This window comes from Flavobacterium sp. LC2016-23, from assembly GCF_009674775.1.
GTDB lineage: Bacteria > Bacteroidota > Bacteroidia > Flavobacteriales > Flavobacteriaceae > Flavobacterium.
Genome location: NZ_WKKE01000011.1, coordinates 16,750 through 29,956 on the forward strand (window position 1 = coordinate 16,750; position 13,207 = coordinate 29,956).

General features: G+C 36.1%; 13 protein-coding genes. 6 read left to right on the plus strand and 7 right to left on the minus strand.

Annotated elements, in window-relative coordinates; all coding sequences use genetic code 11:
- Positions 1-9 precede the first annotated feature (9 nt).
- Genes GJU43_RS10770 through GJU43_RS10780 form a run of 3 tightly spaced genes read left to right on the plus strand, consistent with a single transcriptional unit; the run spans position 10 to position 2,996 of the window.
- A complete protein-coding gene (locus GJU43_RS10770) occupies positions 10-1,611 on the plus strand; it encodes a S8 family serine peptidase (RefSeq protein WP_154340770.1) in 1,602 nt (533 codons plus the stop codon).
- A 12-nt stretch (positions 1,612-1,623) separates the two neighbouring features.
- Positions 1,624-2,568, plus strand: a complete 945-nt coding sequence (locus tag GJU43_RS10775; RefSeq protein ID WP_154340771.1) for a nitronate monooxygenase family protein — start codon at positions 1,624-1,626, stop codon at positions 2,566-2,568.
- A gap of 17 nt (positions 2,569-2,585) precedes the next feature.
- The gene (locus tag GJU43_RS10780) at positions 2,586-2,996 is read left to right on the plus strand and encodes a hypothetical protein (protein ID WP_154340772.1); all 411 of its coding nucleotides are present in this window, start codon (positions 2,586-2,588) and stop codon (positions 2,994-2,996) included.
- Between the two features lie 111 nt (positions 2,997-3,107).
- Here GJU43_RS10780 and GJU43_RS10785 read toward each other — a convergent pair whose 3' ends face one another.
- On the minus strand, positions 3,108-3,542 hold the full coding sequence (locus GJU43_RS10785; protein WP_154340773.1) for a DUF4268 domain-containing protein: 435 nt from the start codon (positions 3,540-3,542) through the stop codon (positions 3,108-3,110).
- 91 nt (positions 3,543-3,633) lie between these two features.
- Here GJU43_RS10785 and GJU43_RS10790 point away from each other — a divergent pair, with 91 nt between their 5' ends.
- Both GJU43_RS10790 and GJU43_RS10795 read left to right on the plus strand, forming a co-directional pair.
- Entirely contained in the window at positions 3,634-4,293 is a 660-nt protein-coding gene (locus GJU43_RS10790; protein WP_154340774.1) for a CoA pyrophosphatase, read from the plus strand.
- A 116-nt stretch (positions 4,294-4,409) separates the two neighbouring features.
- Complete coding sequence (locus tag GJU43_RS10795; RefSeq protein WP_154340775.1) at positions 4,410-5,219, plus strand: 1-acyl-sn-glycerol-3-phosphate acyltransferase; 810 nt, start codon at positions 4,410-4,412, stop codon at positions 5,217-5,219.
- Positions 5,220-5,297: 78 nt separating this feature from the next.
- On the opposite strand, the gene GJU43_RS10800 is transcribed toward GJU43_RS10795, so the two are convergent.
- The 3 genes from GJU43_RS10800 to GJU43_RS10810 form a co-directional block, all read right to left on the minus strand.
- Positions 5,298-5,930, minus strand: coding sequence for a hypothetical protein (locus tag GJU43_RS10800; protein ID WP_154340776.1), 633 nt, complete (start codon positions 5,928-5,930; stop codon positions 5,298-5,300).
- An 8-nt stretch (positions 5,931-5,938) separates the two neighbouring features.
- Positions 5,939-6,433, minus strand: coding sequence for an RNA polymerase sigma factor (locus tag GJU43_RS10805; protein WP_127337064.1), 495 nt, complete (start codon positions 6,431-6,433; stop codon positions 5,939-5,941).
- 177 nt (positions 6,434-6,610) lie between these two features.
- Positions 6,611-7,672 (minus strand): DUF3810 domain-containing protein, encoded by a 1,062-nt coding sequence (locus tag GJU43_RS10810; RefSeq protein ID WP_370455584.1) that lies wholly within the window; start codon positions 7,670-7,672, stop codon positions 6,611-6,613.
- 109 nt (positions 7,673-7,781) lie between these two features.
- On the opposite strand from GJU43_RS10810, the gene GJU43_RS10815 reads away from it, so the two are divergent.
- A complete protein-coding gene (locus GJU43_RS10815; protein ID WP_154340777.1) occupies positions 7,782-9,242 on the plus strand; it encodes an aminoacyl-histidine dipeptidase in 1,461 nt (486 codons plus the stop codon).
- Between the two features lie 253 nt (positions 9,243-9,495).
- Here GJU43_RS10815 and GJU43_RS10825 read toward each other — a convergent pair whose 3' ends face one another.
- From GJU43_RS10825 to GJU43_RS10835, 3 genes are all read right to left on the minus strand, one after another.
- Positions 9,496-9,834 (minus strand): DHCW motif cupin fold protein, encoded by a 339-nt coding sequence (locus GJU43_RS10825; protein ID WP_154340778.1) that lies wholly within the window; start codon positions 9,832-9,834, stop codon positions 9,496-9,498.
- A 90-nt stretch (positions 9,835-9,924) separates the two neighbouring features.
- Complete coding sequence (locus GJU43_RS10830; protein ID WP_154340779.1) at positions 9,925-10,698, minus strand: carboxypeptidase-like regulatory domain-containing protein; 774 nt, start codon at positions 10,696-10,698, stop codon at positions 9,925-9,927.
- Between the two features lie 447 nt (positions 10,699-11,145).
- A complete protein-coding gene (locus tag GJU43_RS10835) occupies positions 11,146-13,059 on the minus strand; it encodes a DEAD/DEAH box helicase (protein WP_154340780.1) in 1,914 nt (637 codons plus the stop codon).
- Positions 13,060-13,207 lie beyond the last annotated feature (148 nt).

Genomic DNA, 13,207 nt, shown 5'->3' on the forward strand with positions numbered 1-13,207 from the left:
AAGTAAACTATGAAATATAACTACCTCTTTTTGTTATTGTTACTTTCTTCTGCAATTTTTGCACAGGAAGAAGATGCCTGGGTGTATTTTAATGCCAAACCAAATGCACAAACGTATTTAGCTGCACCTTTGGACATGCTTAGTCAGCGGTCTTTAGATCGCCGTACAAATCAAAATATTGCCTTGAGCACAACTGATGCTCCGATAGAAAAAACGTATGTCAGCCAGGTAAAATTAAGTGCCGGAATTACGATAATGGCAAAATCTAAGTGGCTAAATGCACTCCATATTCGCGGAACTCAGGCGAATATCAATGCTTTAAAAAACTTAGCCTTTGTAGATAAAGTAGTTTTTGCAGATAAAACGTTAAATACGACTTCAAAAAAAGTACAAAACAATAAAAAGGCACAGACAAAAGATAAGTTCAAAACAGCTGTTAATTATGCTTACGGAACTTCCGCAAATCAGATACAAATGCTGAACGGTCAGGTTTTGCATCAGCAAAATTATACCGGATCCGGTAAAATAATTGCTGTTTTGGATGCCGGTTTTCCGGGAGTAGATACGGCTCAGCCCTTTCAGAATCTTATTAGCAATAACCAAATTCTGGGAGGATATGATTTTGTATCCCGAAATGATAATTTTTATACCGGAGATGATCATGGTACTATGGTACTTTCAACCATGGGAGGTTATAAAGAGAATGCTCTGGTAGGAACTGCTCCTGATGCTTCGTATTATTTATTCATTACAGAAAATGATGCTTCAGAAAACCCGGTTGAAGAATCCCTTTGGGTGGAAGCAGCAGAAAAAGCCGATAGTTTGGGCGTAGATATTATTACAACATCCTTGGGTTATTTTGAGTTTGATAATCCCAATTACAGCCATACTTATAGTGATATGAATGGAACAATCAATTTTATTTCCCGTGGTGCTGAAATGGCTTTTAACAAAGGAATTATTGTAGTCGCTTCTGCAGGGAATGAAGGAAATACAGCAGAGCCGCATATTGGTGGTCCTGCAGATGCAGTTTCAGTGATTACAGTAGGTTCTGTTACAGCTTCAAAAGTTAAATCGTCTTTTAGTTCGATAGGGCCAAGTTTTGACAATCGGATAAAACCCGATGTTATGGCACAGGGAACAGCAGCGGTTGTTTCGAATACATCCGGTTCTATTGTCACGATTAACGGTACCTCTTTTTCGTGTCCTATTATGGCCGGTATGATTGCTTGTTTGTGGCAGGCTTTCCCTTCTAAAACCAATCAGGAGATCAGACAGATGCTTCTCCAGTCTTCAGATCGATATAGCGCTCCGAACAATACATATGGTTATGGAATCCCAAATTTCGGAACTACTCTTGGGGTGGAGAATTTTGAGGTTCCTGTTTTTTCAATGTATCCAAATCCGGTAAAAACGACCGTTTCATTTTCATTTCCGGATCAAAGTACAGCCTCAGTAGTCATTTATTCTGTTTTAGGCCAAAAAATGATCGAGAAACAAATTACAAATCAAAATCCTGTGCTTTCTTTACAATCCTTAAAAAGCGGACTCTATTTTTATGTTTTTGATGCAGAAGGAATGCACAAAACCGGAAAGATCATTAAACAATAACAGCATTTTTGCATGAATAAAATCACACAACTTTTTAATATAAAATATCCAATAATTCAGGGAGGAATGATTTGGAACAGCGGTTATAAACTGGCAAGTGCTGTAAGCAACGCTGGAGGTTTAGGACTTATTGGTGCCGGTTCGATGTACCCGGAAGTACTGCGCGAACATATTCAGAAATGTAAAAAAGCAACAGGCAAACCTTTTGGGGTTAATATTCCGATGCTGTATCCGAACATTGAAGAAATTATGAATATCGTTGTGGAAGAAGGCGTGAAGATCGTTTTTACTTCGGCAGGAAACCCTAAAACATGGACTTCCTTTCTGAAAGAAAAAGGGATTACGGTAGTTCACGTAGTGAGCAGCAGTATTTTTGCCCTAAAGGCGCAGGAAGCAGGTGTAGATGCTATTGTTGCCGAAGGTTTCGAAGCAGGCGGACATAACGGACGTGATGAAACGACAACGTTGACGCTGATTCCGATGGTAAAAGAAAAAATCGACATTCCGATTATTGCTGCCGGAGGAATTGCAACGGGGAGAGGCATGCTGGCTGCCCTGATTTTGGGAGCCGATGGCGTTCAGGTGGGGAGTCGCTTTGCAGCATCTTTAGAATCCTCTGCTCACGATAATTTCAAGCAGACTATTGTAAAGGTGAAAGAAGGTGATACACAATTAACATTGAAAGAACTGGCGCCAGTCCGGCTGATCAAAAATAAGTTTTATAATGATGTTCAGGATTTGTATGAAAAGAGTCCTTCAAAAGAAGATTTAGTACAGCTCTTAGGCAGGGCAAGAGCCAAAAAAGGCATGTTTGAAGGTGACCTTGAAGAAGGTGAACTTGAAATTGGCCAAATTGCCGGAATTATTCATGAAATTCTGCCTGTAGAAAAAATTATTCAACAAATGATGGCCGATTTTGAAATTGCAAGCAAGGAAAAAGCTAAATTTGAGTTCTAATAGCCCCGAAATACACCATGAATACTTTACGTAACTATATATTATTTTTTTTTTTAGGACTTGGTTTGCAGCAAGCCTACAGCCAGTCTTATCGTTTTAAGACATCAGGTTTCAGCGTCTTAGAAAAAAACGAGAAAGGAAAATGGGGCGAATGGTCTGATCTTGACCTCGTCAACCTCTCTGTAATCCTGGATACAGATAAGCATCGCATTGTGGTATATTCCCAGGAAATTCAGCTTTTTAGGATTAGCGAATATATCGAACGTGAAGAAAATGATACCGATATTGTATATTCTTTTTTATGCAAAGACAATAATGGAAACGATTGCAAGCTCTCAATCATTACCCGAAAAAAACAAGACTACCGAAAGCAGCTTTACATTAATTATGACAATCAGATTATTGTGTATAATATTGTGAGTGCGTAGGATTTCATAAGTTTTAATCTATATGCAAACCCGACAGGTTTTTAAAACCTGTCGGGTTTGTGATATAAAAAAAACTCAGGACCTCAGTATCTCAGAACCTTAGCACCTTGCTTACTCAATATCCTTAATAAAATCATCATACTCCAGATAAAATAGTTCCAAAGCATTCATTTTTTCGAAAAAGAAATCAAAAATTGTATCCCAATTATTACGGTTGCTAAAACCTACCCCTTGTATTTCGGTCCAGATCCGGCTGATGGTTTTGCCGCTTTCAAGTGTATAATTTTTTTCGAAAACCAGATCTTTAATAAATTCCTCTTCGAGAATGTTTTTTAAGACTTCCAGTTTTTCAAAATAAGCAGTTCGTTTCTCGTCGCTTCGCTGTTCGATATCAATTAAAACCTGTGCTTTTTTATTGTCGACGTAAAATTTAAAAGAGAAATCTTTAATCTTCGTATCATAAAGAACCCATTTACGTGGATATTTTTCGGCGAAAGCCACCCAGAACTCTCTTTTTATTTTTTGTGATTCTTCTTTACTGTACATTTTTATGGCTTTGATTTTAGAAAGCTTGTAGAACCGCCTTTTCTAAACTATATTTATATTTTATTTGAAAGTACAAAAATAAACTTTGATTATGGATTTTCAGGATTTTTTGCAATATGTTCCTAATTTAATTCCAGTCGAACTGCCGGCGGTTTCAGCGCATATAAAAATGGCTCCCAAAGAACGTATAGAAGCCTTGAAAAATCTTGATTTAAAAGTAGAAAACCCACGTATTGCAGCGGTCATGATGTTGTTTTATCCAAAAAACAAAAAAACACATTTGGTTTTAATTGTTCGAAACGCGTACAATGGTGTTCATTCTTCCCAAATTGCATTTCCCGGTGGAAAATACGAAATTACTGATTTGGATTATAAAGAAACAGCCTTGAGAGAAACACAGGAAGAAGTGGGTGTTGCCCGGGATAAAATTGAAGTGATTAAACAGTTTACGCCAATGTACATTCCGCCAAGTAATTTTCTGGTGCACCCTTTTTTAGGTATTTCAAAAGAAGAGCTTTTATTTTATCCTGACATCAGAGAAGTTGCCGATATTATAGAATTGCCGCTGTCTGTTTTTTTAAATGATGAAATTATTGTCGAAACCACATTGTCAACCTCTTACGGGGATAATATTTTGGTTCCGGCCTTTAATATTCAAAATCACATGGTTTGGGGGGCAACTGCGATGATATTAAGCGAATTGAGAGATGTTTTAAAAGTAACTTTTGAAGGAAATTTGCAAAAACAATAAATTAACAATTTGATATTCATTAGGATAACCATTTGTCTTAGAAATTACTTATTACTATTGCCAAATGAATTATTTTTGTATGTTTGCGCCTTAACTAAAAAACACAATATACAGCTATGGGATTGTTTAAACGAAATCCTTTCGGACATATATTATTCATCAAGAAATGGTTAATCCGAATTTTGGGTGCCATGACGCACCGAAGATACAGAGGTTTTAATGATTTACAGATTGAAGGATCTGAAATCATCAAAACGTTGCCGGATACGAATGTTTTGTTTATATCCAATCACCAGACCTATTTTGCTGACGTTGTAGCGATGTTTCATGTTTTTAATGCGAGTTTGTCCGGTCGCCAGGATACGATTAAAAATATTGGCTATTTGTGGCAGCCAAAAATGAATTTGTATTATGTTGCCGCCAAAGAAACCATGCAGGCCGGTTTGCTGCCAAGAATTCTGGCATATGTCGGAGCAATTACCGTAGAAAGAACCTGGCGTGCCAAAGGAGTGGATGTTACCGAAAAACGTGAAATTAACCCAAATGATACTGAAAATATCAAAATAGCACTGGAAGATGGTTGGGTAATTACCTTTCCGCAAGGAACTACAAAATCGTTTAAACCGGTTCGTAAAGGAACTGCCCATATTATAAAACAGCACAGGCCAATCGTAATTCCAATTGTAATTGACGGCTTCCGTCGTTCCTTTGATAAAAAAGGATTACGAATGAAAAAGAAAGGTATTCTGCAATCTTTCATCATCAAAGAACCTCTTGATATTGATTATGACAACGATACCATTGATGAAATCGTAGAAAAAGTAGAATATGCCATAGAGCAGCATCCTTCGTTTTTAAAAGTTATTCCTGCAGAAGAACTAAAAGTTCAGGAAGAACTGAACCAAATGAGAAGATGGGACTACTAAATTTTAGATTTTGAAATTGTTTCATGTTTCAAAAAAATCTTAGAAACTTAGTACCTCAGAACCTTAGCTTCTTAAAAATTACAAATCTATTTTCTTCAGCTCTTTATAATTAGCGTACAATCTGCGTAAAAGTGTTCCGTACAATAATCTGTAAAAGCACCAGAACATCCCCAGAAAGGCTAAAGTAACCAGAAGTAATATTCCTCCGGTAACAAACATGGCTTTGCCGTTTGTGGCTATTTTTTCCCTCAAATAAGTCATATCCGGATTGTAAACAAAAGCAATGAAGAAACTGATAATCGAACTTATAACTGCCATTCCTAAATTGTACCAAACGTAATACTGAACCGTTTTTCGGGTTTTGAGAATACTGCTCATTAATAATTTGGTAGATTCAATCGTAGAAATCGTTTTATAATTTTTGTAGAAAAAGTATACAAAAATCAGTACTACTACATAATTGAAATAGTTTAGCACCTCAAGATAAAAAATCATTTCAGGATGTTTTATTTTGATTAACATTTCATCCGTGCTGAAAAAGAGGTTTGAAACCGTCCAGAATAAAATTTCGAGAATACTGATAATCAAAATCCACTTCACGATGGAAGAGGATTTTTTATGAATCATTTTATAGATTTCATTTTCTGAAATTTGTAGAAAAGAATCGGCATTCTTTTTCCAGTCTTTTTTTAGTAAATCCAGTTCTTTCATAATAATTTTTAAGGATTTAGTATTTTTTTAAGTTTCCCTTTAATTCTGTTCATTTTCACACGTGCATTCACTTCGCTGATTCCTAAGGTCTCTGCTATTTCCTGATAATCTTTGTCTTCTAAATACATAAAAACTAATGCTTTCTCGATGTCATTCAGCTGATAAACGGCTTTATACATCAGTTTAATCTGTTCTTCTTCTTCATAGTTGTAATCCACATCTTTTACAAAATGCTGATGACTTTCATAATCTACGGTAGATATGGTCCTTTTGGTTTTTCGATATAAGGTAATGGCTGTATTTAAAGCAACACGATACGTCCAGGTCGAAAATTTACTGTCGCCCCTGAATTTCGGATAGGCTTTCCATAATTGAATAGTAATTTCCTGAAACAGGTCTTTATGAGCATCTTCGCCAGCAGTATACAATCTACAAATCTTGTGGATTATATTCTGATTTGCCTGCAATTGCGCAACAAATGACTGTTCTAGAGTATCGCTCATAGTGTATTAGTGCTTATAAAAACTATTTTGTTACAAGTGGTTGTTATTTTTTTTCTTTTGCCCCGAATTTCACCAATTTTCCGAATTATGGTTTAGTCTCTAATGTAGTTACTAAGAATGTTTAAAAAAGTAAATTCATTTTTGTTTTATAAAATTCGTGCCATTCGTGGTAAACTTTTATATTTCCCTGGTTTTGTAATAATTCACCATCAGATCAATAAACTTACTATAGCTTTCCATTCCGTCTTTCTGATTGTTTGTCTTTAAAAAATTATCGTAGAGAAAATGAAAAGCTTTATCGATAAAAGTATCATACTGCATCCAGAAATCTTCGCTTTCCTGATAGTTTTTTAATATCCCGACATGCACCGTTTTCTTTAACTGATTAAAAATCTTTTCATTTTTAAAATGCCAGATTCCCAGGCAATAACGCAAAGCAAAACTGTAACCCGCATATTGGTAATATAAATTTTCATTTTTAACGGAAGCTAAAACGCCAATGAAATTACATTCATTTTCACTGGCAAATCCCATTTGGTGTGCCATTTCGTGATTTGCTGTCAGCGGGAAAGTATACATGGGAAGTAAATAATTTACCTGAGCTTCATTTGTAAACGGGTTGAGGTAACCGGCAAAACCCATATAAGTCAGAGGTACACTAAAAAGTGATTTTTTAACGCTTGGGATTTCATATTTAAAATAAGGATGCTCTTTAGCAAGGTTGTTATATCCGTTTAAGTTCATCCTGAAAATATCTTTTTGCGAATACGGAAAAACGATTTTAGCACTGTCATTTTTTGTGATCTGAAACTGAATTTCGTTGGTTTTAACGATTAGTTTTTTAGTAAAGGCTAATAATTCATCATCCGTATATTCTCTTTGAATTTTCATTTTTTCAAAAAGGGGCTCCCGGTAATAGTTAAATGCCCAGAGAAAATGGAAAAAAAAGTAAAGTACAGAAACACAGCTTAGCATTTTTAAAACATGATCTTTCCATTGTAATTTCCAGGTTTTTCGCGTTTTCCAAATCCATCGAAGCAGAAATAAAACCAAAACAGTATACAGGCAATCGCCAACTGAAAACGGAACTTTACCCAAAAGGATTCTTGAAAACTGAGAGATTTTCATATACAATCCGTTGCTGTAAAAACGTTCGGTGAATTCCGGGAAAAAGGGAAGGATTTTTAAGATGATAATCTGTACGAGAAGGAGTAAAGGTAAAATATATTTTCTTTTCACAATGTAAATTTTGAATACGTAAATATAAATGAATCTGAATTACCACTGAAAAAGAATTTAAACTTTGTAACTTTGGGACTCTTAATTGTTAAACTTCAAACAAAATATAATGAGTCAGGAAATAAGAAATCTGGAACCTAAAGCGCTATGGAATAAATTTGCCGATCTGAATGCCGTTCCGCGTCCGTCAAAGAAAGAAGAACGCGTAATCGAGTTCATAAAGAACTTTGGAAACAGCTTGGGTTTAGAAACTTTTGAAGACGAAATCCGAAATGTAATTATAAGAAAACCGGCTACTCCGGGAATGGAAAACCGTAAAGCGATTGTCATGCAGGGACACCTGGATATGGTGCACCAAAAAAACGCGGATACTGTTTTTGATTTCGAAACGCAGGGAATTGATATGTATGTAGATGGGGACTGGGTTCGTGCGCGAGGTACTACACTTGGTGCAGACAATGGTTTAGGGGTTGCTACTATTATGGCTATTCTGGAAAGCAAAGATATTCCGCATCCTGCTATTGAAGCTTTGTTTACCATAGATGAAGAAACCGGAATGACAGGAGCTTTAAATTTAAAAGGCGGAATTCTTCAGGGACAAATTTTACTGAACCTGGATACAGAAGAAGATGATGAGATTGATATTGGCTGTGCAGGAGGGATTGATGTAACGGCTACAAGAACGTATCATGAAGAAGAAGTTCCCGAAGGCTCTGTCGGGCATATTATTACCGTAAAAGGGCTAAATGGAGGTCATTCAGGGATGGATATCAATAAAGGTCTGGGGAATGCTAATAAAATCATGAATCGTTTGTTGTTTGACGCTTTTGAAAACTTCGGTTTGCAGGTAGCAGAGATAAACGGTGGAAGTTTAAGAAATGCAATTCCAAGGGAGAGTGTAGCAAAAGTCATTATTTCTGAAATGTTTGATGAAGCTTACATTTTTGATATGCAGGAAATCATCAACGACATCAAAGCAGAATATAAAACCACGGAACCCAATCTTTCTATTGAAATCGTAAAATGCGATTTACCAGAGAAAGTAATGGATTTAGGGGTTCAGGAAGGGATCATCAGAGCGATTTACGCCGCTCACAACGGTGTTTACAGAATGAGCGCCGATATGGATGATTTAGTAGAAACTTCAAACAATATCGCACGTGTTATCGTAAAAGAGGGTGAGATTTTAATTGGATGCCTGACCCGTTCTTCTGTAGAAACTTCAAAATTTGATTTGGCAAATTCATTGCGTTCTGCTTTTGAATTAGTAGGTTGTGAAGTGGAACTTTCAGGTTCTTACCCGGGATGGACGCCAAATGTAAATTCTGAAATATTGGAAGTCTTAAAGGACATTTACGAAAAACAAAACAACGAAAAGCCTAAAGTAGTGGCTTGTCACGCAGGTTTGGAATGTGGAATTTTAGGAACAAATTATCCGGAGATGGATATGATTTCGTTTGGTCCGACTATTCACGGAGCACACTCTCCAGATGAAAGAGCAAGTATTTCATCAGCTCAGAAATATTGGAAATTTGTATTGGAAATTCTATCGAATATTCCGGTTAAGTAATTAGTCTCAGTTTGCAGTCACAGTTTTCAGTCTAATAACTGAAAACTGCGACTGCCACTGAATACTAAAATTAATCTCTTTTAGGAGAATTTTTCTTCTCTCTCTTTTCTTCTTTTTTTTCTTTTGCAGTTTTAAGAGGTTCTTTCTTAACTGTCTTTTTTGCATCCTGACTCTTTGCCATATCTTTTAATATTAATTGTTTCTATTGTATATAGAGTAAATGTACACACAATATTTTAATTTGCTTCGAATATTATTTTAGAAAATCTCCGTCTATTATTAATAACTCAACTCCGTTGGCAGTTACAGAGCGATGTGAGCTTACATTATCAGAAACGATATAGCTCATTCCTTTGGTGAGTTTGAATTGTTGCCCATTTTCTAATTCACTAATGAATTCTCCTTCAAGGCAATGCACGATATGTCCTTTTTGGCACCAGTGATCGGCAACATAATTTTCAGAGTAAGTCACTTTTCTAATCCGTAAGCCTCCGGATTGTATCGTCTGCCAAAACGCTTTTCCGGTTTCCCCTTTATGTTCTGTTTTTGTAATTTCACTCCAGTCAATTGTTTGAAAAGGGATTGAAGGCATAATTATTGTTTTTTAAGTTAATATTTAAATAGCATTTAAAATAAAAAATCCCCAATTAGACAATTGAGGATTGATTTATAGTGGAATAAATTAATTTCGTTTTAATACTTTATATTGTTCATAACAGCCGCTTATGGCATCCATAATCTGGAGATCGTTAGCAGATTGAATAAAAGCATCTGAATAGTTACAGCGATGCATAATCTCAGGAATTTCATCTTTACTGATTCCTAATAATACCGCAACCGTTTCGCGATCGTATTTTGATTCCAAAAGATTTCGAACCGTATCATCTTTCTTCATTTCCTTAAGCTTCTTGAGTTCCCTGCCGTTTTTTCCAAAGAAATTATAAAGCATATCCGCCGGATTGAATATGGAGCCTAGTACTTTTCCAAAAGCGTTTGGAGAATATTCACCCGCTTCATACCCTTGTGTAAGGCCGGAAATACTATAACGATAGTTTTCTTTTGTTGGAATTAATTTGGAATCTACTTCAAGATAACCGGTCAGGTTAAAAGGAGCGATCACCACTTCTTCCAGTGCAATTGCTTTTTCGGTAAGCTGAATTCGGGTCACTTTATTTTTGATCCAGTCGTTGGTCACTCTGATTCTAAGAGACTGAAATCCCAAAATCGAGAAGTGCAACGTATCATTTACCTGTACGTCGATTTCAAAATATCCTTTTTCATCAGATTTTGCACCCCGTACTTTATTGGTATTGATAACATTTACACCCGAAAGCGGCTGTTTGCTGTTGTCATTAATAATATAGCCCGAAACTCTTTGCGGAATTGTAGACGGAGTGTCCTGTGCAAAACCAATGGTAGATAATAATGTAAAAAAGAAAACTGCGAAATATTTCATATCCTGATTTAAAGCACTAAAAGTAGTAAATCAGGATTAAATATTTCGCAGTCTCCGAATATAATTATCAGAAAATTAACAAAGGAAAGAAGTATTCTTTTAGTATTTAATCGAAAAGGGAATAAGGAAGATTTAAATTAACCCTTTGGGTGTATTTCACTGAAACTTTTATTTGCTATAAAAACAGATAGATAAAAGTGTAAATTGGAGTAAAACATCTTTATTCTTTTAGAAATCAATGTTATCCTGAGTGGAGTAGAATGTCATCCTGAGCGAAGTCGAAGGCTTTTTTAGTTTTTTAGAGGGAAAGAGCTTCGACTTCGCCCAGCGTGACACTAATTTTGAATCACAAGACTCGTCAATTCAAAGTAAAATTTTAATATAAAAAAATCCCAAATTCCAAGTATGTCTGGAATTTGGGATTTTGTATGTAAGATAATTGACTTATTAGTCTCTTCTTGGTCTTGGTGCATCACCAAAGCTTTCAGAACGTCTTGGAGCTCTTTCAGAACCACCTTCACTTCTTGGAGCCGAGCTTCTGAAACCGCCTTCTCTTTTTGGAGCAGATGAATTTCTGTCACTTCTGAAACCGCCTTCTCTTGGGGCAGCGTTTCTGTCGCTTCTGAAACCACCACCTGAACCTTCACGTCTTGGAGCAAAACTTCCTTCACGTCTTGGAGCAGAACTGCGTCCACCGCCTCCGCTGCTGCGTCCGTTATGGTCACGTCTTCCACCGCCATCATTTTTAGAAATTTCAACATTAATACGACGTCCTTCTAATTGTACGTTGTTTAATACTTCCATTACTTTTTCAGTATGTTCAGGATCAGTGTTAAAGAATGAGAAACCTTCTTTAACATCTACTTTGAAAACGTCATCACGACCTAAGTCTAACGTTTCTTTCAAATAATCTTTAAGAGACATCCAGTCGAAGTTATCTCTTGAACCAATGTTTACAAAATAACGAACTGCTCCGTTATTATTGAATTCTCTTGGCTCAGAATCACTTCTTTCACTTCTTTCACGTCTTTCTCCGGATTGAGCAGAAATATCTCTGTTCTTTTTGTAGTAAGCAATAAAACGGTTAAATTCTACAGATACCATTTTCTTGATCAGTTCTTCTTTCGATAAACCTTCAAGAACGTTATTGATTGCTGGTAAATAGTTGTCAATTTCGTGATCAACTTCAGTATCTTTAATTTTAGTGGCTAAATGTAGCAATTGAATTTCGCAGATTTCGATTCCTGATGGAATTGTTTTTTCTTCGAATTTTTGTTTGATGATTCTTTCGATAGAAGAAATTTTACGCAACTCACTTTTCGTAACGATTACGATAGAAGTTCCTAATTTTCCGGCTCTACCTGTACGTCCTGAACGGTGATTATAAGTTTCAATTTCGTCAGGAAGCTGGTAATTTACTACGTGAGTAATATTATCAACGTCAATACCACGTGCAGCAACGTCAGTTGCCACAAGCATCTGGATTTGTCTTCCACGGAAAGATTTCATTACACCATCACGTTGCGCCTGAGATAAATCTCCGTGCAATGCAGCAGCGCTGTATCCATCTTCAATTAATTTTTCAGCTACAGCCTGTGTATCTCTTTTAGTACGACAGAAAACCACAGAGAAAATATCCGGGTTAGCATCGGCTAAACGTTTAAGGGCTTCGTAACGGTCACGAGCATTTACTAAGTAAAATTCGTGAGAAACGGTTGCAGAACCTGAGTTCTTAGCTCCAACAGTAATTTCAACCGGGTCGCTCATAAATTGTTTTGCAATTCTGGCAACCTCTTGTGGCATAGTTGCAGAGAACAACCATGTACTTTTTTGGTCCGGAGTATCGGATAAAATAGATACGATATCCTCATAAAATCCCATGTTCAGCATTTCATCAGCCTCATCCAAAATACAGTAATCTATATTTTTAATGTTAACCAATCCTCTGTTGATCATGTCCTGCATTCTCCCCGGAGTAGCTACAATAATTTGTGCTCCTCTTTTAATGTCCCTAGCTTGCTCTGTAATACTAGCCCCGCCGTAAACTGCTACCACATTAATACCTTTCTCGTATTTTGAGTAGTTTTTAAGTTCGTTGGTAATCTGTAAACAAAGTTCTCGTGTTGGCGATAAAACTAATGCTTGTGTATTCCTGTTGTCAGCATCAATTTTTTGAATTAGCGGAAAACCGAAAGCTGCCGTTTTCCCTGTCCCTGTCTGAGCCAACGCAACCATATCTGTGTCTTTTTCCAATAATAGGGGAATCGCCTTTTCCTGTACCTCTGACGGATTTTCAAATCCTAGATCTAAAATCGCCTTCAGTAACGATTCATTCAATCCTAATTGTTCAAATTTATTCATATGTATTTTTAAAATAGGGTGCAAAATTACTGTTAATTATTCAGATAAACTAATGCAATTTTAAGATTTATGTATTTGTTATGATTTGATTATCAAAAAGTTATCTTTATCATGAAATCATTTTGATAAGAAAATGCAGAAAAATCAA

Excerpts from the sequence above, each read along its gene's own strand:
- GJU43_RS10770 (WP_154340770.1), top strand. The coding sequence starts at position 10 with ATGAAATATAACTACCTCTTTTTGTTATTGTTACTTTCTTCTGCAATT.
- GJU43_RS10780 (WP_154340772.1), top strand. The coding sequence starts at position 2,586 with ATGAATACTTTACGTAACTATATATTATTTTTTTTTTTAGGACTTGGT.
- GJU43_RS10835 (WP_154340780.1), bottom strand. The coding sequence starts at position 13,059 with ATGAATAAATTTGAACAATTAGGATTGAATGAATCGTTACTGAAGGCG.
- GJU43_RS10805 (WP_127337064.1), bottom strand. The coding sequence starts at position 6,433 with ATGAGCGATACTCTAGAACAGTCATTTGTTGCGCAATTGCAGGCAAAT.
- GJU43_RS10795 (WP_154340775.1), top strand. The coding sequence starts at position 4,410 with ATGGGATTGTTTAAACGAAATCCTTTCGGACATATATTATTCATCAAG.
- GJU43_RS10825 (WP_154340778.1), bottom strand. The coding sequence starts at position 9,834 with ATGCCTTCAATCCCTTTTCAAACAATTGACTGGAGTGAAATTACAAAA.
- GJU43_RS10785 (WP_154340773.1), bottom strand. The coding sequence starts at position 3,542 with ATGTACAGTAAAGAAGAATCACAAAAAATAAAAAGAGAGTTCTGGGTG.
- GJU43_RS10790 (WP_154340774.1), top strand. The coding sequence starts at position 3,634 with ATGGATTTTCAGGATTTTTTGCAATATGTTCCTAATTTAATTCCAGTC.
- GJU43_RS10800 (WP_154340776.1), bottom strand. The coding sequence starts at position 5,930 with ATGAAAGAACTGGATTTACTAAAAAAAGACTGGAAAAAGAATGCCGAT.
- GJU43_RS10815 (WP_154340777.1), top strand. The coding sequence starts at position 7,782 with ATGAGTCAGGAAATAAGAAATCTGGAACCTAAAGCGCTATGGAATAAA.
- GJU43_RS10775 (WP_154340771.1), top strand. The coding sequence starts at position 1,624 with ATGAATAAAATCACACAACTTTTTAATATAAAATATCCAATAATTCAG.
- GJU43_RS10830 (WP_154340779.1), bottom strand. The coding sequence starts at position 10,698 with ATGAAATATTTCGCAGTTTTCTTTTTTACATTATTATCTACCATTGGT.